The 25,991-nt window shown below is 28.1% G+C and carries 22 protein-coding genes and 1 other annotated feature; of the genes, 20 read left to right on the top strand and 2 right to left on the bottom strand.

What is annotated here, in order from left to right; all coding sequences use genetic code 11:
- The first annotated feature begins 59 nt into the window (after positions 1-59).
- From NNC19_RS04165 to NNC19_RS04075, 19 genes are all read left to right on the top strand, one after another.
- Positions 60-935: a LysR family transcriptional regulator gene (locus NNC19_RS04165; protein WP_310937360.1), complete on the top strand. Its 876-nt coding sequence runs from the start codon at positions 60-62 to the stop codon at positions 933-935.
- Positions 936-1,087: 152 nt separating this feature from the next.
- On the top strand, positions 1,088-1,315 hold the full coding sequence (locus NNC19_RS04160; protein ID WP_310937359.1) for a hypothetical protein: 228 nt from the start codon (positions 1,088-1,090) through the stop codon (positions 1,313-1,315).
- Positions 1,306-2,052, top strand: coding sequence for a protein kinase domain-containing protein (locus tag NNC19_RS04155; RefSeq protein ID WP_310937358.1), 747 nt, complete (start codon positions 1,306-1,308; stop codon positions 2,050-2,052). The genes NNC19_RS04160 and NNC19_RS04155 overlap by 10 nt, the downstream gene beginning before the upstream one ends.
- A 120-nt stretch (positions 2,053-2,172) precedes the next feature.
- Positions 2,173-2,379: a helix-turn-helix transcriptional regulator gene (locus tag NNC19_RS04150; RefSeq protein ID WP_310937357.1), complete on the top strand. Its 207-nt coding sequence runs from the start codon at positions 2,173-2,175 to the stop codon at positions 2,377-2,379.
- Position 2,380: 1 nt separating this feature from the next.
- Positions 2,381-2,830, top strand: a complete 450-nt coding sequence (locus NNC19_RS04145) for a hypothetical protein (protein ID WP_310937356.1) — start codon at positions 2,381-2,383, stop codon at positions 2,828-2,830.
- Positions 2,831-4,533: 1,703 nt separating this feature from the next.
- Positions 4,534-5,664, top strand: coding sequence for a hypothetical protein (locus NNC19_RS04140; protein ID WP_310937355.1), 1,131 nt, complete (start codon positions 4,534-4,536; stop codon positions 5,662-5,664).
- Positions 5,665-5,799: 135 nt separating this feature from the next.
- Entirely contained in the window at positions 5,800-6,786 is a 987-nt protein-coding gene (locus NNC19_RS04135) for a Gfo/Idh/MocA family oxidoreductase (protein ID WP_310937354.1), read from the top strand.
- Between the two features lie 117 nt (positions 6,787-6,903).
- The gene (locus NNC19_RS04130; protein ID WP_310937353.1) at positions 6,904-7,515 is read left to right on the top strand and encodes a TetR/AcrR family transcriptional regulator; all 612 of its coding nucleotides are present in this window, start codon (positions 6,904-6,906) and stop codon (positions 7,513-7,515) included.
- Between the two features lie 65 nt (positions 7,516-7,580).
- A complete protein-coding gene (locus NNC19_RS04125; protein WP_310937352.1) occupies positions 7,581-8,285 on the top strand; it encodes an ABC transporter ATP-binding protein in 705 nt (234 codons plus the stop codon).
- A gap of 4 nt (positions 8,286-8,289) precedes the next feature.
- Complete coding sequence (locus NNC19_RS04120; protein WP_310937351.1) at positions 8,290-11,568, top strand: FtsX-like permease family protein; 3,279 nt, start codon at positions 8,290-8,292, stop codon at positions 11,566-11,568.
- A 158-nt stretch (positions 11,569-11,726) separates the two neighbouring features.
- A complete protein-coding gene (locus tag NNC19_RS04115; RefSeq protein WP_310937350.1) occupies positions 11,727-13,727 on the top strand; it encodes a methyl-accepting chemotaxis protein in 2,001 nt (666 codons plus the stop codon).
- A 230-nt stretch (positions 13,728-13,957) separates the two neighbouring features.
- Positions 13,958-15,115, top strand: a complete 1,158-nt coding sequence (locus NNC19_RS04110; RefSeq protein ID WP_310937349.1) for an aldo/keto reductase — start codon at positions 13,958-13,960, stop codon at positions 15,113-15,115.
- Between the two features lie 33 nt (positions 15,116-15,148).
- On the top strand, positions 15,149-16,132 hold the full coding sequence (cbiM, locus tag NNC19_RS04105) for a cobalt transporter CbiM (protein ID WP_310937348.1): 984 nt from the start codon (positions 15,149-15,151) through the stop codon (positions 16,130-16,132).
- Entirely contained in the window at positions 16,129-16,920 is a 792-nt protein-coding gene (locus tag NNC19_RS04100; protein ID WP_310937347.1) for an energy-coupling factor transporter transmembrane component T, read from the top strand. Before cbiM ends, NNC19_RS04100 begins: the two co-directional genes overlap by 4 nt.
- 10 nt (positions 16,921-16,930) lie before the next feature.
- Entirely contained in the window at positions 16,931-17,656 is a 726-nt protein-coding gene (locus NNC19_RS04095) for an ABC transporter ATP-binding protein (protein ID WP_310937346.1), read from the top strand.
- A 25-nt stretch (positions 17,657-17,681) separates the two neighbouring features.
- Positions 17,682-18,971: a nickel pincer cofactor biosynthesis protein LarC gene (gene larC, locus NNC19_RS04090; RefSeq protein WP_310937345.1), complete on the top strand. Its 1,290-nt coding sequence runs from the start codon at positions 17,682-17,684 to the stop codon at positions 18,969-18,971.
- A complete protein-coding gene (gene larE / locus NNC19_RS04085; RefSeq protein ID WP_310937344.1) occupies positions 18,961-19,782 on the top strand; it encodes an ATP-dependent sacrificial sulfur transferase LarE in 822 nt (273 codons plus the stop codon). The genes larC and larE overlap by 11 nt, the downstream gene beginning before the upstream one ends.
- Before the next feature lie 4 nt (positions 19,783-19,786).
- On the top strand, positions 19,787-20,533 hold the full coding sequence (gene larB / locus NNC19_RS04080) for a nickel pincer cofactor biosynthesis protein LarB (protein WP_310937343.1): 747 nt from the start codon (positions 19,787-19,789) through the stop codon (positions 20,531-20,533).
- Positions 20,534-20,721: 188 nt separating this feature from the next.
- Positions 20,722-22,911, top strand: a complete 2,190-nt coding sequence (locus tag NNC19_RS04075; RefSeq protein WP_310937342.1) for a chitobiase/beta-hexosaminidase C-terminal domain-containing protein — start codon at positions 20,722-20,724, stop codon at positions 22,909-22,911.
- Between the two features lie 79 nt (positions 22,912-22,990).
- Here NNC19_RS04075 and NNC19_RS04070 read toward each other — a convergent pair whose 3' ends face one another.
- Positions 22,991-23,188, bottom strand: coding sequence for a nucleic acid-binding protein (locus NNC19_RS04070; protein ID WP_310937341.1), 198 nt, complete (start codon positions 23,186-23,188; stop codon positions 22,991-22,993).
- 40 nt (positions 23,189-23,228) lie between these two features.
- Complete coding sequence (gene tyrS / locus NNC19_RS04065; protein ID WP_310937340.1) at positions 23,229-24,422, bottom strand: tyrosine--tRNA ligase; 1,194 nt, start codon at positions 24,420-24,422, stop codon at positions 23,229-23,231.
- A gap of 86 nt (positions 24,423-24,508) precedes the next feature.
- Positions 24,509-24,774: a binding site (T-box leader), on the bottom strand.
- A gap of 138 nt (positions 24,775-24,912) precedes the next feature.
- Between tyrS and NNC19_RS04060 the strand changes: the two genes are divergently transcribed.
- Complete coding sequence (locus NNC19_RS04060; protein WP_310937339.1) at positions 24,913-25,809, top strand: phosphotransferase; 897 nt, start codon at positions 24,913-24,915, stop codon at positions 25,807-25,809.
- Positions 25,810-25,991 lie beyond the last annotated feature (182 nt).

Raw genomic sequence — 25,991 nt, 5'->3', positions numbered from 1 at the left:
ATGCTAACTACTTTTTATATAAAAAGTATAAAATATAAAACAATTTAGGAGCTTAAGTTATGGAATTACTTCAATTAAAATATTTTCAGGTCGTAGCAAAAATGCAACATATGACAAAGGCAGCTAAGGAACTAAATATTTCTCAACCATCCCTTAGCATTATGATCTCAAGATTAGAAACAGAACTAGGGACTCTTTTATTTAATAGAAAAGCAAGAAGTATTGAACTTAATGAATCAGGCAAGATGTTTTTAAAAAGGGTTAATTCAATATTTAGTGAAATTGAAAGTGCAAAATTAGAAATAAAAGAAAAAATAGAAATAAATAATAATAACATTTCATTAGCAATTGGTAATACAAGGTTTCTATTTGGAATATTAACTGAATTTCTGACAAAATATCCTGAGGTGAAGCTTCATCAATTTTTAGGAAATAAAGATGGGATGGAAGAAAGTTTAATGTCTGGAGAAATAGATTTTGCTATGACATCACCACCAATTGAGAGAGAAGAAATTCAAACTATTATATTAAGAGAAGATGAAATAGTCTTAGTTGTTCCACCAAATCATAGATTTGCAACAAGAGAAAAAATCTCGCTCTCAGAAGCAAAGAATGAGAATTTTATATCTGTAGTAGGAACTTATACATATAGAAGTTTTACAGATAATTTATGTAATGCAGCTGGATTTATTCCAAATATAATATTTGAAGTTGATGATGTATTGATTTATGATATGCTTCATTTAGGTAGAGGCGTTGCATTAATTCCAAAGTCAATTTGTGAAATATATTCTAATAGTCCATTGAAACTTATTCCAATAGATGAACCTGTATGTAATTTTACAATTGGTTTATCTTGGTCTAAAAATAGATATTTAACAAAGACTGCTGAAAGTTTTAAAGATTTTGTTATAGAATATTATAAAAATAGATAGAACTATTAAATTGATAAAAATATCATTATTTTTAATTGGAATATATTTTTATTAAAAATATGTTCTTATAGTGTTGACTGATATGATAATTTAACATATTATATAATAAAATTATATTTTTTTATTATTTAAATATAAGAGAGGTGCATTTAATGAGTTTTTTCTCAAGTTCATCAAGTTCATCAGGTAGGCACTATGGACACAAACATAGAGGCAGCAGTTATTATAAGAGAGAGGGAATTTTAAGTGGTATAAAAAGAATTTTCACTTCACATTCTCACTCAGGAAGAAGACGTAGATATTATTCTTCATCTTCAATAAGAGGACACCATAGAAGAAGACATCATAGTATTAGCATTTTTAGTAGTTCATGGTCATGATATCTTTTTTTAAAAAGAAAACATATAAACCAGGAGCATTAATTAGAAACTATAAGATTTTAGAAAAGGTAGGAGAAGGTAGATATGGGGTATCTTACCTTGTTGCTTTAGATGATGATGAGTTTATTTTAAAAACTTTAAAACCTAAATCTATGAAGAAAAGTGGGCATAAAATTATTTTTGAAGAAGAAATACTTTCTTCACTTGATCATTTATCTATTCCTAGAATAATTGATACAATAAAAGAAGATGATATTTATGCATATGTTTTGGAATACAAAAGTGGGAAAACCATTGAAGAAATGATTTTTGGAGATGGTTATAGATTTACTCCATGTGAAATACATAAAATAGGGTTGAAGATGATTAGTATAGTTAAGTATCTTCATGAAAAAAATATAGTTCATAGAGATATAAGAATACCAAATGTAATTATGGATAATGAAGAAGTATATCTTATAGATTTTGGACTAGCTAGATTTGTAAACAATAAAAGATATATACCATCAGTAGATTTTTCTTATTTGGGACAATTTTTTCTTCATCTATATTACTCTTCTTTTGAAAAGACAAGTATAAAATCAAAACCTTGGCATGAAGAACTTGTTTTATCTGAGGAAGAAATGATTTTTTTGAAGAAATTATTAGGAATTGAGAAGAGATATGAAAATATCTATGATGTTGAAAGAGATTTTTTAAAATTGAATTTATCAAAAGAAGATGCAGTTATTGCCTAAAAAGCAAAACTGTATCTTCTTTTTTAAATATTAATATATATTTTGCAAAATGAACTTGACACTTTATGCAAAGTTAACTATACTAAAAATGCAAAGTAAACATTGCAAGGAGTGATATGATTGAAAACAAAAATTCAAGAATTACGAAAGAAAAATAAATTATCACAAGAAGAGTTAGCATTAGCAGTTGGAGTTACAAGACAAACAATTACATCATTAGAATGTGAAAAGTACACAGCATCTTTAATTTTAGCTTATAAAATAGCAAAGTATTTCAATTTATCAATTGAAGAAGTATTTGATTTTTCAGAAGTGGAGGAGATATAAAATGAGTGAGTTTAAAAATATTTTAAGGAGAAGAGTATCGAGAGGAGTAGCTTTTAATGTAATAGTAATAGTACTTATTTGTATAACAGGATATTACTCTGCTATACAAATGAATATTAATGATATTGATGATGGTATTCATGGCTTTCAAGTGGGCCTATTTGTTGGTATTGAACTTGTAGCTATTTTTCATATAGTTAAATTTATTAGAGCATTAAAAAACGAAGAAGAATTAAAAAAATTATATATTAAAGAAAATGATGAGAGAGATAAATTTATTAATGATAAAATATGTAATAAAGGTTATAATTTTTTATTGATATTATTGGGGATTGCAGCAATTATTTCAGGATTTTTTAATCCCACTGTATTTTTTACTTTGGTTTTAGTTTTAGTTTTCTCAGCTATAATTTTGATATCTTTAAAATTATATTACAATAAAAAAATATAAAGAAACTTTAAATAGAATATATTTAATTTAATTAGATATGTTAAAGTGCTAGAAATAAAAAATCAGCTATAGATAAGCTTTTAAACTTATCTATAGCCTTCAATAAAGAAGATAACAGTATAACTAACACCCATATAAATAATTTAATATCAAATTATAATCTTTCGACTATAATTAAACAGTTCATTACATATAAAGATACTTCGTTCAACTAAAGTAGATAATTACACAACTATAAATAACCTTTCGGCTATATATAATCATTACATCACCTAAATTAATCTTAGCTAAACCCTATAAAATAAGTTGGAATCTAATTATAATAAATTAAATAAATTAATCGACTATAAAAAAACTTTTCCTAACTTTATAGAATCGTATCTCCACTAATATAAATTAGTCTTGAATGATATATTTTGGAGAAATATATCGTGCTTTAACTGTTAAGTTCTTTATGATAATAGTTTATCCTAATATATCAACTTAATACTGTGAAACTTAAGGATAAATTTGATTATATTACCTTCTAAGATAAGAAAAAAACAGACTATAGATAGGTTTAAACAACTTATCTATAGTCTTAAATAAAGAAAATAACAGTGCAACTAACACCCATATAAATAATTTAATATCTAATTATAATCTTTCGACTATAATTAAACAGTTCATTACCTATAAAGATACTTCGTTCAACTAAAGTAGATAATTACACAACTATAAATAACCTTTCAGCTATATATAATCATTATATCACCTAAATTAATCTTAGCTAAACCCTATAAAATAAGTTGGAATCTAATTATAATAAATTAAATAAATTAATCGACTATAAAAAAACTTTTTCTAACTTTATAGAATCGTATCTCCACTAATATAAATTAGTTTTGAATGATATATTTTGGAGAAATATATCTTGCTTTAACTGTTAAGTTCTTTATGATAATAGCTTATCCTAAATATATCAACTTAATACTGTGAAATTTAAGGACAAATTTGATTATATTGCCTTTTAGAATAAGATAAAAAAACAGACTATAGATAAAATTTAAAATAAACTTATCTATAGCCATTAATAAAGAAAATAATAGCGCAACTCACACCAATATAGATACCTTAGTATCTAATTATAATCTTTCGACTATAATTAAACAGTTCACTACCTATAAAGATACTTTGTTCAACCAAAATAGATACTTACACAACCATATATAACCTCACGGCTATATATGATCATTACATCACCTAAATTAATCTTAGCTAAACCCTACAAGATAAGTTGGAATCTAATTATGATAAATTATAAAATCGACCATAAGAAGACTTTTCCTAACCTTATAGAATTGTGCATTGACTAAAAAGCAAGTATTTCACTTACAATTTAGCTTTGGAAAGTATATTTTTTTACAAATATACTTCTGCTCTAGCTATTAAGTTCTTTATGATATTATTTTGTCCATATGTAAAGGATAAATGCAATTATTCTACTGGAATTTTAGGCGAGATTTGTAAAAAAAATTTATAATAATATATAATTAAAAAAAGTTACAATAAAAAACCAGTTTTTTACATAAATGTTACAAAGGACTTAAGTTTGTTTACAAGAATAATATGGTAAAGTATAATGAAAAACATCTAATATTTGAAAAAATTACATATTATTTATAAGAAATATTGGATAGTAGTTAGAGATGGGGGATTTTATAATGAATACAAAAAGAATCAAATTGATTGTTTCAGCAGCTTTAATAACAAGTATTGTTGTGATGCCAAATTTCTTTGGAGGAACTATAATAAAGGCGGATGCAGCGGTTGTAGGAGGATATTCTTATGCAAAAGTTTCTAATGAAAGTAAAACTGTAGTTAGATCTTTAGCTGAATTAGAAAAAGCATTTAAAGAACATAAACATCATATTGTTGTTTCAGGATACATAAGTGCAGGAAATACAATAAAAACATTTACTTTTGCAGATACAAGTTGGAATAACTTCACTATAGAAGGTGAAGCAGGTGGTAAAGCTGTTTTAGAAAATATACAATTAAAGTTTGATGGAGAAATGCTTTCAGGTGATACTAATATTAGTAATATAGTAGTAAAAAATATAACTTTTCGTGGAAATATTTCAACACTTCAAAAACTTAAGGGAGCAGACACTCAGCCAGGGGGAATAGGAACAAACTATATGGGTGTGTCTTTTAGACGTACAACAAACGCTTTAATTGATCATTGCACAATCTTTGATACAAGTGATGATTTAACATGTGTTACACTTGGGTCTGATAAAATAACATTTCAATATTGCCATTTCTATTTTTCAGATTCATGGGCAAAAATGAATCCTAATCCTATGTGGAATTGGGTTGGTAAAAATCAAGATTTAGCATCAGAACGTCTTGCTATGGTTATTGGCGCAAATAGAAATGATTCATATGAATATGGTGGAAAAAAACTTCATGTGACGCTCCATCACAATTGGTTTGGCCCAAATATGAAGGGACGTCCTTTAGTTCGTGGATTTGTACATGAATATAATAATTATTTTGATAATAGTACAGGAAAAACAGACCAATATAATGCAAATCAGATTGGTAGTGGTAGTGTTATTTATTCAGAAGCTAATTATTTCTATAAAACTAATCAAAGTAATCAAGTTGGACTTGATAAAACAAGTGATTCTCATAAATTTTATGAACGTAATAACATTTATAATGGAACAACTGGTAAATCTGAAAAAGGAGCATCTTTCCCAGGGAACACAAATTTTGGCTATTCATATTTAGCGGAGAATGCTTCATTGGTACCAAAGGATGTTCAAACAAACGCTGGTCCAAAATAAAAATAATGTATATTAGTATAAAAAGAATCTAAATAATTTTAGATTCTTTTTATACTTGCCTTTACAAGAGAATAAATAATGTTATATTATTCTATATAAATGAGAATTTAGTTTCACAAAGGAAGGAGAATTTTTATGAGAATTGGGATTATAGGAACAGGAAAAATTGTAGAAGAATTTTTAGATGCTTTAAACGAGGTGGATAATGTAGAATGTACTGCTATTTATTCTAGAAGAATGGAAACAGGTATGACTTTAGCAAAGAAATTTAGAGTAAAGCAGGTATATACAGATTATAATAAATTATTAAATGATGAAGAGGTTAATTTTGTTTATATAGCATCACCTAATAGTATGCATTATGAATATGCTCTTGAGGCTTTAAATAATGATAAAAATGTTATTTGTGAAAAGCCTTTTACATCAACTGCAAGAGAAGCAAAAAAATTAATTGATTTAGCAAAGGAAAAAAATTTGTTTATATTTGAAGCAATCACAACACTCCATTTACCAAATTATAAAAAACTGAAAGAAGTGGCTAAAACATTAAGAAATATAAAATTGGTACAGTGTAATTTTTCTCAGTATTCAAGTAGATATGACAAATTGTTAAAAGGAGAAATAACAAATGCATTTAATCCATTCTTTTCAGGTGGGGCTTTGCAAGATATAAATATATATAATTTACATTTTGTTATAGGTTTGTTTGGAAAGGCAAATAGGGTTAATTATTTAGCTAATAAAGGAGAAAATGGAATAGATACATCTGGCATAGCTACATTAGAATATGATGATTTTTTGTGCACATGTGTAGGGGCTAAAGATTCAAATAGTTCATGTTTTGCAATTATTCAAGGAGAAAATGGATATATTAAGTTAAATGGAGCAACTAATCAATGCCTTTCTTTTGAGATGGAAATAGATGGGAAACATGAAGAGTATAATGAACAAAAATTTTCAAATAGAATGATTTATGAAATCAAAGAATTTTTAGAACTCTATAATAATAAGGATTTTGAAAAAAGTTATAGGTTACTTGAGCATTCTCTAAAGGTAGTGGAGTCAGCAGTTGAGGCTAGAATGGATGCAGGAATTGTTTTTTCTGCTGATAGCAATATATAGAAAATATGAAGAAAAGAAGGATTAATTAACTAAATATCCTTTTTTTCTTTATGAGAAATATTATTGACAAGCATTAAAAGTAAGGGTAAACTCATAAAAGAGAACGGGGGTTTTCTAATGCAATATTTAAAAGATGAAGTAAGGGACAAAATAAAGGAAGAAGCTTTAAAAGAGTTTAAAAAGGTAGGCTACAAAGGTGCATCGATAAGGCGAATTGCTGCAAATTCCAATACTTCTGTAGGAAATCTTTATAAATATTTTGAGAGTAAAGAAGCATTATATGAAAATATTATTGGTTCTGTATATGACAAGCTTATGGGTTATTTAAATAAATTTGAGGAAGTTGAGTTAAATGAAAATGCTTGTGATATATTTTATGGGCTAGCAGAAAAGATAAAGGAAATATTTAAAGCTAGCAGTGTAGAGATTGCAGTGTTGTTTAACAAAAGTCAAGGGTCTAAGTATGAAAATTGCAAAAATTATTTTGTGGAATTTGTAACAAAAATAGTTACGGACATTAGTATATATGAATTATCTAAAAAAGGAAAAACTCTTAAAGATAATTTTATTATATATGTACTTGCTCACAGCCTTGTGGAGAGTATTTCTATTATAGTTAATGAAAAGGAAGATGGTGAAGAGGTAAGAAATTTAATTAATTCAATTATAGATATTTATTTTAAAGATTTAGAAAATAAGTTAGTAAATAATCCTGCTACTTTAGATTAGGTAGCAGTAATTTTAAAATACAAAAGAGAACCATGGTTCACAACAAAATTCACAGGAGGTTGTTTATGGGGAGTTTTATTGAATTAAAAAACGTAAAAAAAAGCTACACCATGGGAGAAGTAACTATCAATGCAGTTGATGATGTTTCTTTTTCCATAGATAAAGGAGAACTTGTTATAATTTTAGGTGCTAGTGGTGCAGGAAAGTCTACAATACTTAACCTTATAGGTGGGATGGATAATGTAACAGAAGGAAGTATTTTTGTAGATGGAAATGATATAAGTAAATATAATAAAAAAATGCTAACTAAATATAGAAGGGATGATATAGGTTTTGTATTTCAATTTTACAATTTAGTTCAAAATCTAAATGCAGTAGAAAATGTAGAACTTGCAGTAGAAATATGTAAAAATCCATTAGATCCAATTGAAGTATTAAAAAATGTTGGACTAGGGCATAGACTTTATAATTTTCCTTCTCAACTTTCAGGAGGAGAGCAACAAAGGGTTTCAATAGCTAGAGCTCTTGCAAAAAATCCTAAGTTACTTCTATGTGATGAACCAACTGGAGCATTAGATTATAATACTGGGAAGTCTATACTAAAACTCCTTTCAGATACAGTTAAAACTTATAATATGACTGTAGTAATAATAACCCATAACTCAGCCATAGCACCTATAGCAGATAAAGTAATAACAGTTAAAAGTGGAAATATTGAAAGAATTATATTAAATGAAGATCCAGTTCCTATAGAAAGTATAGAGTGGTAAGAAGATGAAAAAGACATTTTTTAAAAATTTATTTAGAGATATAAAAAAGACACTTTCAAGATTTCTATCAATAGTTATAATAATCGCAGTAGGGGTATCTTTCTATGCAGGAGTTAGAGCAACAAGTCCTGATATGAAAAAATCAGGAGATGTATATTTTAATGATTATAACCTTATGGAGTATAAATTAATTTCTACATTAGGCTTAACTGAAGAGGATGTAAAAGAAATAAGTAATTTAGATGGAGTAGAAGAAGCTAAAGGATCATATTCTCTAGATGCTGTAGTTCAAGAAAATGAAAAATCAGTAGTTTTAAATATTAACTCACTTCCTGATGAAGATGGAATAAATAAGTTAAGTTTAGTTGATGGTAGAATGCCTAAAAATTCTAATGAAGCAATAGTAGAAGCAAAATTTTTAAAAGAATATAAATTAAATATTGGGGATACTATAGAATTACAATCAGGTACAGATAAAAATATTGGAGATAACTTAAATAATAATAAATTCACTATAGTTGGGACAGCAAACTCTCCATTGTATATATCTGAGCAAAGACAACTTAGTGCTATTGGAAATGGAAATGTTAGAGGATTTGTGTACATACTTTCAGAGGTCTTTAAAAGTGAGGTATATACAGAAATATATTTAAAAACAAATAATGAATATTCAAAAGATAGTCTTTTGAATAATGATGAATATAAGAGTTCAATAAAAGAGCTTGAAGATAAAATCAAAGAGCTTGGACAAGAAAGAGGAATGGTTCGTCATGATGATATACTAAATACAGCTAATCAAAAGATAAAAGAAGCTGAAGATAAATTAAATTTAGGTAAAAAGGAAGCTCAAGATAAATTTGCTGAAGCACATAAAGCTTTAGATGAAGGAAGAGATAAGATAACTAAAGGTGAGGAAGAGCTTACAAAGAATGAAATCCTTTATAAAAATAAAATAGCTGATGGAAAAAAACAGCTTCAAGATGGGAAAAAACAATTACAATCTGGTGAAGCTCAACTAAATGAGCAAGCTAAAAAAATTCAAGATGGAAAAGTTCAATTGGCTCAAGGAAAAAAAGCACTTGTAGATAATGAAACTAAATTAAATGCTGGAAAACAATTAGCTGTAAGTGAAATTAATAAAGCTCTTTCTGAAAATGAACAATTAAAAGAGTTTTATGAAAATAAAATTAAAGGTAAAGATTTTGATAGCATATATGATGCTTTAAAGGAAAAAGGTTTACTAGCTGTATTTGATCCAGAAGAAAAAATGGTTAAAATGAAAGGATCAGAACAAGAATTAAATGCTGGAAAAATAAAGTTGGCAGCAACTGAAAAGACACTTAATAGTGGTGAATCTTCTATAAATGCAGGAAGAGAAGAAGTTGCAAAAAATAGAGCTAAGTTAGTTCAAGGAGAAATAAATTTTGAAAAAGGTAGAGTAGAAGGTGCCAATAAGTTAGCAGAAGGAAAAACTACCCTTGAAAATGGTAAAAAGGAACTTGAAGATAATACTAACAAGCTAAAGGAAGAAGAGGAAAAGGTCAATAAACAATTAGCTGATGGTGAAGCTGAGTTAAATAGCAATAAGGAAAAATTAAAGGATATTAAAAATGCAGAAATTTACTTGCTAGGGAGAAGTGCAAATGTTGGATATGAAACATATAGACAAGATAGTGATAGAATAGATAATATAGGTAAAGCATTTCCATTAGTATTCTTTTTAGTAGCAGCTTTAGTAAGCCTTACTACTATGACAAGAATGGTTCAAGAGAATAGAATAGAAATTGGTACATTTAAAGCTTTAGGATATTCAAGAGCTGCAATAGTATCACATTATTTAATATATTCCTTAACAGCTAGTTTAATTGGAAGTTTAATTGGAATATCATTTGGATTTAAATTGTTTCCTCCACTTATAATGAATGCATATAGCACACTATATACAATTCCAAATAAAATAGCTTTCTTCAATACAAGTATAGCATTACAAGCATCTTTGGTAGCTATATTCTTTACTACAATTGCAGCAGTAGGAGCTAGTTTTGGGGAGCTTAGAGAAGTACCAGCATCATTACTTAGACCAAAACCACCTAAAGCAGGAAAGAAGATATTCCTTGAATATATACCTTTCATCTGGAAAAACTTGAAATTTACAAGGAAGGTTACTGCTAGAAATATCTTTAGATATAAGCAAAGATTTTTCATGACTGTTATAGGTATAGGCGCTTGTACAGGATTAATGGTAACAGGATTTGGATTAAAGGATGGTATAACTGGAGCTACTGAAAAGCAATTTAATCAAATATACAAATATAATATGACAATATCACTTAAAGATTCAGTGTCATATGATGAGAAAGAAAGTATAAAAGAAAAAGTAATTAAGGATGTAAATATAAATTCTGTACTATTTTATTATTCAAAAAACAGTTCAGCAGAAAAGCCAAATTCCTCCAGTGAAGATGTATATCTTGTGGTGCCAGAAGATAAAAATAAGCTAAATGATTATATTGATTTAGCTTATAAGGATAAAACTTTAACATTAAGTGATGATGGAGTAATATTAACTCAAAAATTTGCAAAACTTATAGATAAAAAAGTTGGGGATACATTCAACTTAACTATAGATAATAAAATTTATGAAGTTAAAATTTCTGCAATTACAGAACATTATATTCAGCATTTTATTTATATGAGTCCAGCTTATTATAGAAATATAATAGGAGAAGAACCAGTGGTTAATAATTTTTATGGTGTTTTAAATGATACAGCTGAAGATAATGAAGAAGCTACATCAAAGACATTAAAAGAAGTAGACAAAGTAAATTCTATAAGTTTTAAAAGTTCAGTGCATGGAGATTTTGGGAAGACTATGGATAGTATTAATTCAGTAGTTTTAATACTAATCATATCAGCTGGAGTTTTAGCGTTTGTTGTAATATACAATCTTACCAATATTAATATTAATGAAAGAAGAAGAGAACTTGCTACAATAAAATTATTAGGATTTTACAATAAAGAACTAGCATCTTATATTTATAGAGAAAATATGATTCTTACAGTTATAGGAAGTATAGTAGGTATATTCATAGGTATTTTCATTGATAATTTTGTAGTGTCAACAGCAGAAACAAATATTATGATGTTTATGAGAAGTATTGGATATCAATATTTCATATTCTCAATAATTTTAACTATTGTTTTTTCTTTAATAGTTAATTTAGCTATGTATAATAGATTTGATAAGATAGATATGATAGAGTCACTTAAAAGTGCAGAATAGAAAAAACGTACCAAAAGGTGCGTTTTTTCTATTGTCATAAAAAGTGGAGTGAAAATAAATGAGGAAACATATTGTATTTTTTACTTTAATATTACAATTAAGTAGCTATATTATGTATCGAAAATATAAAAGAATATATTAAGAGGAGAGAGATGAGTATGGATGTTGCTAAAAAAATGAATATTAGAAGTATAAGAATGAAATTATTAATCTTATTAATTTTAATTTGTCAAATTCCTTTGATATCTTTTGGAATTATTGCTAACAATGTAACTGTAAACATACTACATGATAAACTAAAGTCTACAACAGGACAACAAGTTGATCTAGTAAGTTCTGCTATTGAAAACTATTTTAAAGGAATAGTTAAAATAACAAATATGTTATCTAGTGATAAAAACTTTACAGATATAAAGATAAATCCTCAAAATGAAGCAGATGCAATCTCATTATTAAAAGAAATGGTAGGAAATAATAGTGATATTGATAACATAGTATTTTCTACTACAGATAAAAAGATTATAAGATATCCTCAAGTTGTTACAGATGCAACTTATGACCCTACAACAAGACCTTGGTTTATAGATGCTATGACTAACAAAGAAAATGTAATCGTTACAGAACCTTATAAATCAGCAAAAGGAACATTAGTTGTTGGAGTTGCTAAAACAGTAAGTTATAAAGATAAGGTAATAGGAGTTATTTCAATAAGTGTTAGTTTAAGTGAACTATCAAAAACTATTTCAGCTTATAAGGTTGGCGATAGAGGATATATAATAGTTACAGATAAGAATGGATTAGGGGTTGCTCATCCAGATAGTACATTTATAGCTACGGACATGGCTTCAAAGCAAACCTATTGGGAAGCTTTAAAGGGAGCTGATAGTGGATTTACAGAATATATCTATCAAGAAAAAAATAAATTTGCAAGTTTCACTACAGAAAAATTCACTAGATGGAAAATAATGGCTGCCATGGAGGAGGATGAACTAACAGAAGATACTAATAAAATAAGAAATATATTAATAATTTTCTTTATTGTAGTTTTACCTATAAATGTACTTGTTGCATCACTATTTAGCAGAGGTTTAAATAGAAACTTATTAAAATTAAGGGAAGTATTTGGTAATGCAGCTAAAGGAGACCTTACAAAGGAAGTCAATATCAAATCAAAAGATGAATTTGAAGAACTTTCATACAGCTATAATAGTATGAGTAATGGAATACGTGATTTAATAGGGAGTGTAAAGAATTCTTCAGATACAATAAATGATACAGCTTTATCTATTAGTAATATGAGTGGACAAGCGGCTGGGGCAGTAGAAGATATAGCAAAAAATATTGATCAAGTGGCTACAGGTAGTACAGAACAAGCAAGAGAAATTGAGCTAGCAGCATCTGAACTAGAATCTTTATCAGCAAAATTACAAAAAATAAATGAACAAACTAATAGTATGTATAAAGTTTCTGAAGGTACAGATGGAATGACTAAAGAAGGATTAGTTGTTATGGAGAGCTTATCTAGTAAATCTGTTGATACTGAAAATGCATCAGACAAAATAGAATTAGCTGTAAAAGATATGAGTTATGCTTCAAATAATATTAAAGTCATAATAGGAAGTATAAATGAAATTGCAGAACAGACTAATCTTTTGGCATTAAATGCAGCAATTGAAGCAGCTAGGGCAGGAGAAGCTGGAAAAGGATTCTCTATAGTTGCAGATGAGATAAGAAAATTAGCTGAACAATCAACTTTAGCAACAAAGGATATAGAAAATCTTATTGAAGAAGTTGATAACAGATCTCAAGTTGCTGTTAAAGCTGTAAGTGAGGCTAAATCAACAATAAAAGAGCAAGGAGAAGCTGTTTCAAAAACTAAATTAACATTTAGTGATATAGCTAGTTCTATAGATAACTTAACTAATATTATTAATAGTGTAAAATCAGCTATTATTGATATAAATAAGGATAAAGATTTAATAATGGAAAAAATGCAAAATCTTTCAGCTATCTCTGAGCAAACGGCAGCAAGTACTCAGGAAGTATCTGCAGCAACTGAAGAAGTATCAGCTACTATGGAGGATTTTAATGGAAATGCAAAAAATCTCAAAGAATTAGTAGATGATTTAGAGAAATTTATTAATAAATTCAAAATATAATATGTTTGAAAGATGTTTAATTAAAAATCGGTATAAGATTTAAATCTTATACTGATTTTTTTATTATAAATTTTTTTGAATTATGGTTAATGGCATAAAATATAAACAAAATATTGGGAAAATTATAAAAAAGTATTTACTTAGAGTGGACTCTAAGGTGTACAATAATAAAAGAGTATAGTATAATGAATTAATTGTAAAATTTTGCTAAAAATTAAGGGGGAATTATCATGTTATACAGAACACTTGGAAAAACAAATGAAAAGGTCTCAGAGTTAGGCTTTGGGTGTATGAGATTACCAATAATAGATAGTGATACAACAAAAATTGATGAAGAAAAGGCTATTAAAATGATTCATCATGCTATAGATGAAGGAGTAAATTATATAGATACAGCATATCCTTATCATGGAACAGGAATGGGATATGGTGGAGAAAGTGAACCATTTGTAGGAAGAGCATTAAAAAATGGATATAGAGAAAAGGTTAATTTAGCAACAAAGCTTCCTAGTTGGTTGATTAAAACCAGAGAAGATATGGACAAATATTTAAATGAACAATTAGAAAGATTACAAACAAATAAAATAGATTTCTATTTAGTACATGCTTTAAATAAAGAATTATGGGAAAATCTTAAAAACTTAGGGATAGATGAATTTTTAGATTCAGCTATAAAAGATGGAAGAATAAGATATGCTGGATTTTCGTTTCATGATAAATTAGATACATTTAAAGAAATTATAGAGTATTATGATTGGTCTTTTTGTCAAATTCAATATAATTATTTAGATGAAGACTTCCAAGCAGGAACAGAAGGATTAGAATATGCAGCTAGTAAGGGATTAGGAGTAGTTATTATGGAACCACTTAGAGGTGGCAAGATAGTAAGAAATTTACCAAAGACAGTTGAAGAAGCTTTTAAAGAAGCAGAAGTAAAAAGGTCACCAGCTGAATGGGCATTAAGATGGGTTTGGAATCATCCAGAAGTATCTGTAGTTTTAAGTGGAATGAATATAATGGATAATGTTACTGAAAATATCAAAGTTGCAAGTGAAGCTTCACCAAATTCACTATCAGAAAAAGAATTAGAAATAATGGAAAAAGCAAAAAAAGCATTTAAAGAAAGAATAAAGGTTAATTGTACAGCTTGTGAATACTGTATGCCTTGCCCAGCTGGAGTAAATATTCCTAGAAATTTTACAGCATATAATGAATACAACATATTCTTTAGCCCAATAGCAGAAAAAGAACTTAAGAATAGGTATAACATGATACCTACGACAGAACGAGCAGAAAATTGTGTAGAATGTGGTAAATGTGAAAGCCATTGTCCACAAGCTATTAAAATTCGTGAAGAATTAAAAAATGTAAGAGAATTATTTGTTTAAAATCTAATCTTAAATGAAATGAGGAATTAGAACATGCATATACCTGACAATTATTTAAGTCCATCCACTTGTGCCGCATTTGGGGCAGTAATGGTACCTGTATGGAAAAGAGCAACAACAAAAGTAAAACAAGAAATAACAAGGCAAAAAATGCCTGTGCTTGGGATTGCAGCAGCATTTTCATTTCTAATTATGATGTTTAATGTTCCTCTTCCAGGAGGAACTTCAGGACATGCTGTTGGAGCATCTTTAGTTGCTATTTTACTTGGACCATATTGTGCTGTATTAGCAGTTACTATAGCACTTGTAATTCAAGCTTTGTTCTTTGGAGATGGTGGAATTTTAGCTATAGGAGTAAATTGTTTTAATATGGCTTTTATAATGCCTTTTATAGCATATTATTTGTTTAAAATAACAAAAAAAGTAATTCCGAACAAAAAAGGTGAGACTATAGGAGCTTTTATTGGAAGTTATATCTCTGTGAATCTTGCAGCCTTATTAGCTGCTATTGAATTTGGAGTGCAGCCACTAATATTTAAAGATGCATCAGGACTCGCTATGTATAGTCCGTATAGTTTATCAGTGGCAATACCAGCTATGACTATACCTCATTTGCTTGTTATAGGTTTCTTAGAAGGAATAATTACAGTGGGAGCATATAGTTATATTAAAAAAGCATTTCCAGAAATAATCTATAAAGATTCTATTAAAAGAATAAGACCTCTTTACTATATAATAGGAATTTTAGTATTTGCTACACCTTTAGGACTTTTGGCAACAGGAACTGCCTGGGGAGAATGGGGAGCAGATGAAATGAAAGAATTGATAGGATATGTTCCTAAAGGAATGGAAAATGGTTTTCAGTTTAATTCACCACTTCCTGATTATAATTTTAGTAATATGAAGGCATATATTGGATACATTCTTTCTGCTATAATTGGTGTTATTCTAATTTTAAGTATTTTCAAAATTATAAGTAAAATAAATTTAAAGAAGATACAAAAGGAGAATAGATGATTCCTGATTGGCTTTTAGAAAAAGATAGTTATAACCCTAAAGAAGAAAAAAATTCATATTTAGAAAAAAGTATTTTTTCTATAATTAAAACTATTTCAATGATTAGAGAAAGCAAAGACAAAGATAAATTAATTTATAGAATAAATCCAATTTTGAAAGTTATAAATACTATATTAATTATAGTATTTATATCTCTTTCAAGAAGTTTTTACTTTCTTTCAATAGTAGATATATATGTATTAATGGGACTCTTCTGTATGGAAAAAAAATCTAGAAAAAGAATATTTGTAAGCAGTTTAATATTTCCTTTCTTTACCTTAATCATTTTAGTTCCAGCTATTATTTATGGAAATGTATTTAATAGTCTATTGATATTTCAAAAGATACTTACAAGTATAGTACTAATTAATTTATTATCTCATAGTACCAAGTGGAGTGATATAAGTAAATCATTAAAGTTTATGTTTATACCAGATATGTTTATATGGATTATAGATATAACTATAAAATATATTGTACTTTTAGGAGAGTATTCTATTAATTTATTATATGCACTAAAACTAAGATCAATAGGTAAAACAACAAATAAATATAATACAATTACAAATATAATGGGCAATTTATTTATTAAGTCCTATAAAATGAGTGAAGAAATGTATTATGCAATGGAGTGTAGAGGTTTTGCAGGAGAATATAATAAAAAGATAAATTTTAAACTGAAAAAATCAGATTATACTTACTTAATAATAAATTTATCTATGATTATTTTATTTGCATACCTAAATTAAGGAGAAAGACATGATAAATTTAGAAAACATATCATTTACATATAAAAGTAAATTAGCACTTGATAATATTAATTTAAGTATAGATGAAGGAGAAGCCATAGCTATTATTGGTCCAAATGGTAGTGGAAAATCTACTCTATTAAAATTATTCAATGCTATTATTTTTCCGAATAGTGGAATATACAGATTTGATGATAAAGAAATTACAGAAGAATCTTTGAAAGATAATAAATATCTTAAATTATTTCATAAAAGATTAGGATTTGTATTTCAAAATTCAGATACTCAGCTTTTTTGTTCAACAGTCTATGAAGAGATAGCCTTTGGTCTTATGCAGATGGAATTGCCTGAAGATGAAATAGAAGATAGGATTAAAGATTGTTTAAAACTTTTAAATATAGAAAAATTAAAGGAAGAACACCCTTATAATTTAAGTGGTGGAGAAAAGAAAAGAGTTGCAATAGCTAGTGTCTTAGCTATGAATCCAGAAGTTATAATATTAGATGAACCAATGAACGGAATAGATCCTAAGGGAAAAAAGTTTTTAAGAAATTTGTTGTTGGGATTAAATAAAAGTGGAAAAACTATTATTTGTGCTACTCATGATTTTGAGTATGTAGAAGGTATATTTAATAGAGCTATTGTGTTTTCAGAAGAACATAAAATTATCAGAGATGATAAATATAAAGATGTTATAGAGGACAAAGAATTTTTAAGAAGATACAACATTATATAAAATTTGATTTGATGGAGTGGTTAGGATGAAGGTATTATATTATGATTGTTTTTGTGGTATAAGCGGAGATATGAATTTAGCAGCATTAATAAATTTAGGTGTTCCTAAAGAATACATTATTAAAGAACTTTCAAAACTTAATTTAAATTCTGAATATGAAATTAATGTGGAAACAGCTATAAAATTAGGTATAACGGGAACAAGAGTTGATGTTATTTTAAAAAATGCAATGAGTGATAAAGAAAATATTCAAGGTGATATTCATGATAATAAACACAAAGAACATAAACATGTTCATATTCATTATGGAATTAAACACAAAAATGAAGAAAAATATCATCATGATCATAGAAATCTTAGCGATATTGAGAAAATAATAGATTCTAGCGATTTAAATGATAGAGTGAAAATGTTAAGTTTAAGTATTTTTATGAAAGTAGCTGAAGCAGAGGCAAAAGTTCATGGAAAAACAGTATATGAAGTACATTTTCATGAAGTTGGAGCTATTGACTCAATTGTTGATATAGTAGGAGCAGCTATAGCAATAGATTATCTAAATGTTGATAAGATTATGGCTTCTTCTGTACAAGTAGGTGGAGGATTTGTAAAGTGTGCACATGGACTTATGCCAGTACCTGCCCCAGCAACAGTAGAGATATTAAAAAATATTCCAATGAATACTGGAATAGTACAATTTGAAACAACAACTCCAACTGGAGCTGCTATATTATCTGCAAATGTTGAAGAATATACAGATAATATAGATTTTTCTATAGATAAAATAGGATATGGAATTGGACATCGTGATTTAGAAATTCCAAATGTGCTGAGGGTATATTTAGGAACAATAGTAGAAGGTGAGGAAAAAGAAGAGCAATATATAATAGAAACTAACATAGATGATATGAATCCAGAGATGTATGGGTATCTTGAAGAAACTTTATTTGAAAAAGGAGCTTTAGATGTATATAAGACATCTATAATAATGAAAAAAGGAAGGCCGGCTGTTAAGTTAAGTATATTAGTTACTGAGCAAAGGGTGAAAGATGTACTTGATATAGTATTTAAAGAAAGTACTTCAATAGGTGTTAGAAAATATAAGGTAGATAAAATAATGCTTGATAGGGAATTTTCAAAGGTGAAAACTTCATATGGAGATATTACAGTTAAATATTCCTATTATAAAGGAGATTTAATTAAATATAAACCTGAATATGAAGAATGTAAGACTATAGCAAAAGAAAAAAATGTGCCATTAGAAGCTGTTTACAAAGAAGTTTATAGGTTAGTGGAGGATAGATGTAATGATAAATAACAAAAAGTATCATGATTTAGTACAATATTTAAAAAGCTTAGAAAAGGTGGTTTTAGCTTTTTCTGGTGGAGTGGATAGTACGTTTTTACTTAAGGTCTCTAAAGAAGCTCTGGGGGATAATGTAAAAGCAGTAACAATTTTATCTCCATATATACCAAAATGGGAGATAGCAGAGGCAAGAGAATTAGTTAAAGAATTAGGTGTTAATCATGAAATTATAGAAGCACCAATTATTAATGAAATTAGAAATAATCCAGAAAATAGATGTTATCTTTGTAAAAAAGCAGTATTTGGTATGATAGAGTCAGTAGCTAAAAAAGAAGGATATAATTATGTTATTGATGGGACAAACTTTGATGATATAGGTGATTACAGACCAGGATTAAAGGCTTTAAAAGAATTAGAAGTAAAGAGCCCTTTATTAGAATGTAAATTAACAAAAGAAGAAATTAGAAGTTATTCTCTAGAATTAGGACTTAATACTTGGGATAAACCTCCTTATGCTTGCCTTTTAACACGAATACCTTATGGAAATGAACTTAAAGTAGAGGACTTTGAAAAGATTGAAAAAGCAGAAACTTATATGATGAGCTTGGGATTTAGAGCTATTAGGGTAAGATGCCATGGAGATTTAGCAAGAATAGAGGTAGAGAAAAAAGATAGACACAAGTTATTTGATGAAGATCTTTTAGACAATATTTCTGAAAAAGTTAAGAGTTTTGGATTTAGATATGTATCATTAGATCTACAAGGGTATAGAGTTGGTAGTTTAAATGAAACTATATTAGATAAGACATCAAAGGAGCAATAAGTTTATGAATAGAGCAGAACTTAAAATTTTATTAGAGTCAGTTAAAGGTAATAAGATAAACATAGATGAAGCACTTGAAAGATTGGAAGATTTACCATTCAAAGATTTAGGTTTTGCTATGATAGATAATCATAGAGAGGTAAGGGTAGGCTATCCAGAAGTCATATATTGTGAAGGAAAAACCATTGACCAAGTTAGAGAGATAGTTGAATTTATGCTAAGTAAAGAAAATAATATCTTAGGGACTAGAGCCACTGAAGAAATGTACAATGCAGTAAAAGAAATATGTAAAGAAACTAAATATAATAAGATTGGAAAGACTATAACTATTAGAAAAAAAGAGCAAGAACTTACTGAAAGTTATATTGCAGTAGTTTCAGCTGGAACTTCTGATTTGCCAGTTGTAGAGGAGGCAGTGGAAACAGCAAAGCTTCTTGGAAATAGAGTTGAAAAAATTACTGATGTAGGGGTTGCTGGTATTCATAGACTCTTTTCAAAATTAAATATTATCAGAGGAGCTAAGGTTGTTATAGTTGTTGCAGGAATGGAAGGTGCCCTAGCTAGTGTTATAGGAGGGCTTGTAGATAAACCTGTAATAGCAGTACCTACAAGTGTTGGTTATGGTGCAAATTTAGGGGGTATTTCAGCTTTATTATCTATGTTAAATAGCTGTGCTAGTGGAGTGAGTGTGGTTAATATTGATAATGGATTTGGAGCAGCTTATAGTGCCAGTATCATAAATAATTTATAGATTAGTTTTATTCTAATTAATATTAGATGAGATAAGTGTTTAAAGGATGAAAAATTCTTTGAACACTTTTTATTTTTGAGTAAAAGTTTTTCTAAAGGTATGTATAGTTTATGACGATAATTGTCTAAATAGGGCGGGATATTTCTGCTGTTTAACTATAATTTAATAAAAATAAGGTGGGTGGGAAAATGAAATTTAAAAAAATTAGTAGTATTTTTATATCATCTTTATTGCTATCATCTTCATTTGGCTGGACAAGCTCTCCAAGTGCTGCAACTCTTAGCAGTAGTACAATACAAAACAGTACAAAGAGATATATAGTGAAATTAAAAAATAAAGATGTTAATGCTAGTCAAGTTGTTTCAAAGTATAATGGGAAATTTAGACACCAATTTAAAAATGTTGAAGCAGCAGTAGTTGATGTAACTCAAGATAAAGTTCAAGAATTAAAGAATGATCCCAATGTAACTTATGTTGAAGAAGATAATGTTGTTAAGGTTTCAGCAACTACTCAAACAAATTGGGGATTGGATGATATTGGGGCTCCAGCTTCATGGCAATCTGGGTTTACAGGTAAAGATGTTAAAATTGCTGTTATAGATACAGGAACAGCACCTCATCCCGATTTAATTGTTTCAGGTGGTGTCAATGTAATAAATGGTGCAACAACAACATCCTATGCTGATGATAATGGACATGGAACCCATGTTTCAGGAATTATTGCAGGAAAAGGAGTAGATAATGGAGTTAAAGGTGTTGCACCAGATGCATCATTATATTCTGTAAAAGCTCTTAATTCAACAGGGAGTGGTTATACATCTGATATAATAGCAGGAATAGATTGGGCCATTGAAAATAAGATGGATATAATATCCATGAGCCTTGGTTCAAGTCAGTCAAGTATTTCTTTAGAAAGTGCTGTTAATAAAGCATATAATAATGGAGTATTAGTTGTAGCAGCTGCTGGAAATAGTGGAAATTCAGATGGTATTGGTACTAGTATTGAATATCCAGCAAATTATTCTTCTGTTATTGCAGTTGGAGCAGTAGATTCAACTAATACTAGAGCTTATTTTTCTTCTACAGGAAGTAAGCTAGAAGTAAGTGCACCTGGAGTTAATGTCTTAAGTACTTATTTAAATGGTAGTTATGTTCAAATGAGTGGTACTTCAATGGCAACACCATTTGTAGCAGGGAATCTAGCTCTATTAAAGCAAAAGTATCCAAGCTATACTAATGCTCAATTAAGAGAACTATTAGATAATAATATATCTGACTTAGGGGTTATTGGCAGAGATTCCTTATATGGTTTCGGTTTAATAAAAGCACCAATTAATACAGAAGTTCCAAGTATTAAACTTAATAAGCCAATTGCAAGTGTATCAGGAGGAAGCTACACAACAAATCAAGTTGTTGCATTAAGTGATACAACAGAAAAGGTTTCAATATACTACACTACTGATGGATCAACACCAACAACAAGTAGTAATATATATACTTCACCAATTACTATAAATTCAACAACAACACTGAAAGCTATAGCTGTAGATGCTAATGGAAATGTTTCAGAAGTCTTAGAAAACACTTATGTAATAAATAATCCATTAATTAGTCCTAGAAAACCTGTAGCAAGTATACCATCAGGAACATATAGTGTAGCTCAAACTGTAATGTTAAGCGATAAAACAGAAGGGGTGTCTATATACTATACACTAGATGGAACAGTACCTTCCTCAAAAAGCAAGTTGTATTCAGAACCAATTACAATAAGTTCAACTACTAAATTAAAAGCAATTGCTATAGATGCCAGTGGTAATTCATCAGAAGTTCTTAGTGTAAGCTACAAAATAAATCTCTCAATTGCAATACCAACTCCAATTGCTAGTATTCCATCAGGTACTTATAAAGATTCTTTATTTATAAAGCTTTATGATAAGTATCCAGGAAATTTGAAGTTTTATTATAGCTTGGATGGAAGTACTCCAACAACTAAGAGTTTATTGTATATAGGATATGTTAATATAAAATCTTCTTGTACATTAAAAGTTATAGCTGTAGATGCTAATGGAAATGTTTCAGGGGTTTTAATTAATCAATATAATATAATTAAGCCTCCAACAGCTCCAAAATTAAGTATAGCTAGTGGAATATATAAAACAGCTCAAACTATAATATTAAGTAGTAGTACACCAGGAGTATCCATATATTATACTTTAAATGGAAGTGCCCCATCAGCTAAAAGTATTTTATATACAGGTCCTATAATAATAAAAAATAGTACTGTTATTAAAGCAGTTGCAATTGATGCATCAGGAAATGCTTCAAATAAAGTTAATGCTATATATATTATTCTTTCTAATAAATTTAATAGAATCTAAAGAAAATTATAAATACATTTAATTGATGAAAAAACAGCTTTAAAGGAAAGTGATTATCTTTCTTTTAAAGCTGTAACTATTATTCAGTAAGTTTAACTAAATTTTCAACATATAAAGAAATCTCTCTGCATTTAGGACATATTGCAACTTTAGTTTTTTCCATTCTATTAGTGAATACACCTATACCTTTAGAAATTTTAATTCCATAGCCATTCATATCTACTTTAATATCAAATCCATCTACCATTTCACATTGGCATCTATAACAAGTTTTCATTTCAATTCCCCCTGTAATACTACATTCTATTATATATATATTAATCAAGTATTATTTTTAAAAATGTTTTTTTACCTATTTGTAATATTAATGTTGAAGCTAATTTTAAATCTTCAACATTAATTATTTTCTTACCATTAATTTTAACTCCACCTTGTGACAATAATCTCTTAAATTCACTTTTGCTTTTTACAAGTTTATTATCTACAACAAAGTTTATTAAATCAAAAGTTTGGGATTGAGATTTTATTACAAGAATATCTTTAGGAATTTCGCCTTTTTGAAATACATCTATAAATCTTCTTTCTGCTATATTAGATTCCTCATCGCCATGATATAATCTTACTATTTCCTTGGCTAACTTTATTTTTAAATCCCTTGGGTTAGATGATGTATCACAAAGGCAGTGTTTAATTTTCTCTATTTCATTAGGGTGAATATCTGTTACTAGTTCATAGTATTTTATTATAAGAGAATCAGGTATTGCCATAGCCTTTTCAAACATAATGGTTGATGTTTCGTTTATACCAATGTAATTTCCTAAGCTCTTACTCATTTTATTTATTCCATCAAGACCTTCAAGCAATGGCATAAATATTGTAACTTGAGGTTCTTGCTTAAATTCTTTTTGAAGCATTCTACCCATTAAAACATTAAATCTTTGATCAGTTCCTCCAATTTCAATATCAGCTTTTATTTCTACTGAGTCAAAACCTTGCATTAATGGGTAGAAGAATTCATGAACTGATATAGGAATTTGATTTTCATATCTCTTTTTAAAATCATCACGTTCCAACATTCTTGCTACAGTTATTTTAGAACCTAGCATAATAACATCTTCAAAGTTTAGCTTAGAGAGCCACTTACTATTAAATTTAACTTCTGTTTTAGATTTATCTAATATTTTGAAAATCTGAGTTTCATAAGTTCTAGCATTTTCAAGAACTTCCTCTTTACTTAATGCTTTTCTAGCTTTAGATTTACCAGTGGGATCTCCAATTTTTCCAGTAAAGTCACCAATTATAATTACAATTCTATGACCTAAATCTTGAAGTTGTTTTAGTTTTCTAAGAACAACAGTATGACCTAAATGAATATCAGGAGCACTAGGATCTAAACCTAATTTTATGACTAATTCTTTCTTTTTACCTAACTTTTCTTTAAGTTCTTCTAATCCAATTATTTCATCTACACCTTTTAGTATAATTTTTATTTGTTCATCTATATTTAACATTTTAATTTCCTCCATAAATTTTTGAGTATTATAATAAAAACGGCGCCATTTTGCTTTTAGAATAATAAAAAAACTCTCATCCTTATAAAAAGGACGAGAGTATAACTCACGTGTTACCACCTAATTTTGCTATTACTTCACAATAATAACCTCTTGAGGTACGACAATTAAATTAATTGTTTATACCTTTGCATTTATAACGGATGCAAACCCGGCATCTGCCTACTGGTTGTTATCTTTCGGAGTGCTGCTCAGAGATGTATTCAAATCAACTTGTTTTATCCCTCACACCAAAACCGGGATCTCTCTGAAAAACTCTGTTGGTTTTACTCTTTCTCTTCAATGCATTAGCAATTTTGATATTATTATACACCATACATAAGGTTTGTCAACTGAATTTTTTGAAATTTCTTATACAAAGTTAACCAATTGATTTATAATTAAAGATATTATTAATTTGTATTCTTTGGATAGTTGGAGGGAAAATTACATGAAAGAATATCAGGATATCCCTTATATAAAGGATTATAAAGCTATAAAACCTATTAATAAAGGATGGTCAGAAGATAGAAAATTTTATATAAGAACTATTGATAATAAAGATTTATTACTTAGAGTAACAGATATATCAAAATATGATAGAAAATATAAAGAATTTCAGATAATTAAGTCACTTGAGGATAAAAATATATTAATGTCATCAGCTATTGATTTTGGAACATGTAATAATGGCAAGTTAGTATATTCTTTATTTACCTGGATAAATGGAGAAGATGCACACGTAAAACTTGTGACACTTAGCAAGAAAAAGCAATATGATTTAGGAATTACAGCTGGGGAATATTTAAAAAAGATGCATAACATATCTGTTCCCCCTGGCATAGAGGATTGGTTTGAGAGATTTAATAATAAAATAGACAACAAAATTTCAAGCTACAAATCATGTGGAATTATTTTAGAAGATGATGAAAAAATAATAAAGTATTTAGAGGATAATCGGTACCTTTTAAAAAGTAGACCTCAATCTTTTCAACATGGAGACTATCATGTTGGAAATATGATAATAACACCATCTAATAAACTAGGAATAATAGATTTCAATAGATTTGATTATGGTGACCCTTGGGAAGAATTCAATAGGATTACATGGTGTGCAGAAGTTAGTCCAGATTTTGCTTCAGGATATATTAATGGATACTTCAATAACAATGTTCCAGATTTATTTTTTAGATTGATGTTATTGTATATTTCTAGTAATCAAATAGGTTCTGTTTCATGGGCAAAATCCTTTGGAGAAGGAGAAGTTAATACAATTATAAGCCAAACTAAAACTATAGTTAGATGGTACAACGGATTTTTAGATTATATACCAAGTTGGTATAGGTGAATAAGAAAATAAAAGACAATAATCAAGTTGATTCTTAATTATTGTCTTTTGTTATATAGATTAATCTACAGCCGTTAAAAAAATTCCATTCATTTACTTATACTTATGTAAAAATAACAAAGTTAGTATACGTATTATGGTAAATTATGATAATATATAAAATATATGAATTTATTATTAAT

This window comes from Clostridium sp. SHJSY1 (assembly GCF_031626875.1).
In the GTDB taxonomy this organism is placed as follows: Bacteria; Bacillota; Clostridia; order Clostridiales; family Clostridiaceae; genus Clostridium.
This window is presented reverse-complemented; position numbering and strand designations above follow the sequence as displayed.

Bases quoted from the DNA above. Each gene is read 5' to 3' on its own strand.
- NNC19_RS04060 (WP_310937339.1), top strand. From the start codon at position 24,913: ATGAAAGAATATCAGGATATCCCTTATATAAAGGATTATAAAGCTATA.
- NNC19_RS04165 (WP_310937360.1), top strand. From the start codon at position 60: ATGGAATTACTTCAATTAAAATATTTTCAGGTCGTAGCAAAAATGCAA.
- larE (WP_310937344.1), top strand. From the start codon at position 18,961: ATGATAAATAACAAAAAGTATCATGATTTAGTACAATATTTAAAAAGC.
- NNC19_RS04135 (WP_310937354.1), top strand. From the start codon at position 5,800: ATGAGAATTGGGATTATAGGAACAGGAAAAATTGTAGAAGAATTTTTA.
- NNC19_RS04095 (WP_310937346.1), top strand. From the start codon at position 16,931: ATGATAAATTTAGAAAACATATCATTTACATATAAAAGTAAATTAGCA.
- NNC19_RS04070 (WP_310937341.1), bottom strand. From the start codon at position 23,188: ATGAAAACTTGTTATAGATGCCAATGTGAAATGGTAGATGGATTTGAT.
- tyrS (WP_310937340.1), bottom strand. From the start codon at position 24,422: ATGTTAAATATAGATGAACAAATAAAAATTATACTAAAAGGTGTAGAT.
- NNC19_RS04110 (WP_310937349.1), top strand. From the start codon at position 13,958: ATGTTATACAGAACACTTGGAAAAACAAATGAAAAGGTCTCAGAGTTA.
- NNC19_RS04160 (WP_310937359.1), top strand. From the start codon at position 1,088: ATGAGTTTTTTCTCAAGTTCATCAAGTTCATCAGGTAGGCACTATGGA.
- NNC19_RS04125 (WP_310937352.1), top strand. From the start codon at position 7,581: ATGGGGAGTTTTATTGAATTAAAAAACGTAAAAAAAAGCTACACCATG.
- NNC19_RS04130 (WP_310937353.1), top strand. From the start codon at position 6,904: ATGCAATATTTAAAAGATGAAGTAAGGGACAAAATAAAGGAAGAAGCT.
- larC (WP_310937345.1), top strand. From the start codon at position 17,682: ATGAAGGTATTATATTATGATTGTTTTTGTGGTATAAGCGGAGATATG.
- NNC19_RS04140 (WP_310937355.1), top strand. From the start codon at position 4,534: ATGAATACAAAAAGAATCAAATTGATTGTTTCAGCAGCTTTAATAACA.
- NNC19_RS04120 (WP_310937351.1), top strand. From the start codon at position 8,290: ATGAAAAAGACATTTTTTAAAAATTTATTTAGAGATATAAAAAAGACA.
- larB (WP_310937343.1), top strand. From the start codon at position 19,787: ATGAATAGAGCAGAACTTAAAATTTTATTAGAGTCAGTTAAAGGTAAT.
- NNC19_RS04075 (WP_310937342.1), top strand. From the start codon at position 20,722: ATGAAATTTAAAAAAATTAGTAGTATTTTTATATCATCTTTATTGCTA.
- NNC19_RS04145 (WP_310937356.1), top strand. From the start codon at position 2,381: ATGAGTGAGTTTAAAAATATTTTAAGGAGAAGAGTATCGAGAGGAGTA.
- cbiM (WP_310937348.1), top strand. From the start codon at position 15,149: ATGCATATACCTGACAATTATTTAAGTCCATCCACTTGTGCCGCATTT.
- NNC19_RS04155 (WP_310937358.1), top strand. From the start codon at position 1,306: ATGGTCATGATATCTTTTTTTAAAAAGAAAACATATAAACCAGGAGCA.
- NNC19_RS04100 (WP_310937347.1), top strand. From the start codon at position 16,129: ATGATTCCTGATTGGCTTTTAGAAAAAGATAGTTATAACCCTAAAGAA.
- NNC19_RS04115 (WP_310937350.1), top strand. From the start codon at position 11,727: ATGGATGTTGCTAAAAAAATGAATATTAGAAGTATAAGAATGAAATTA.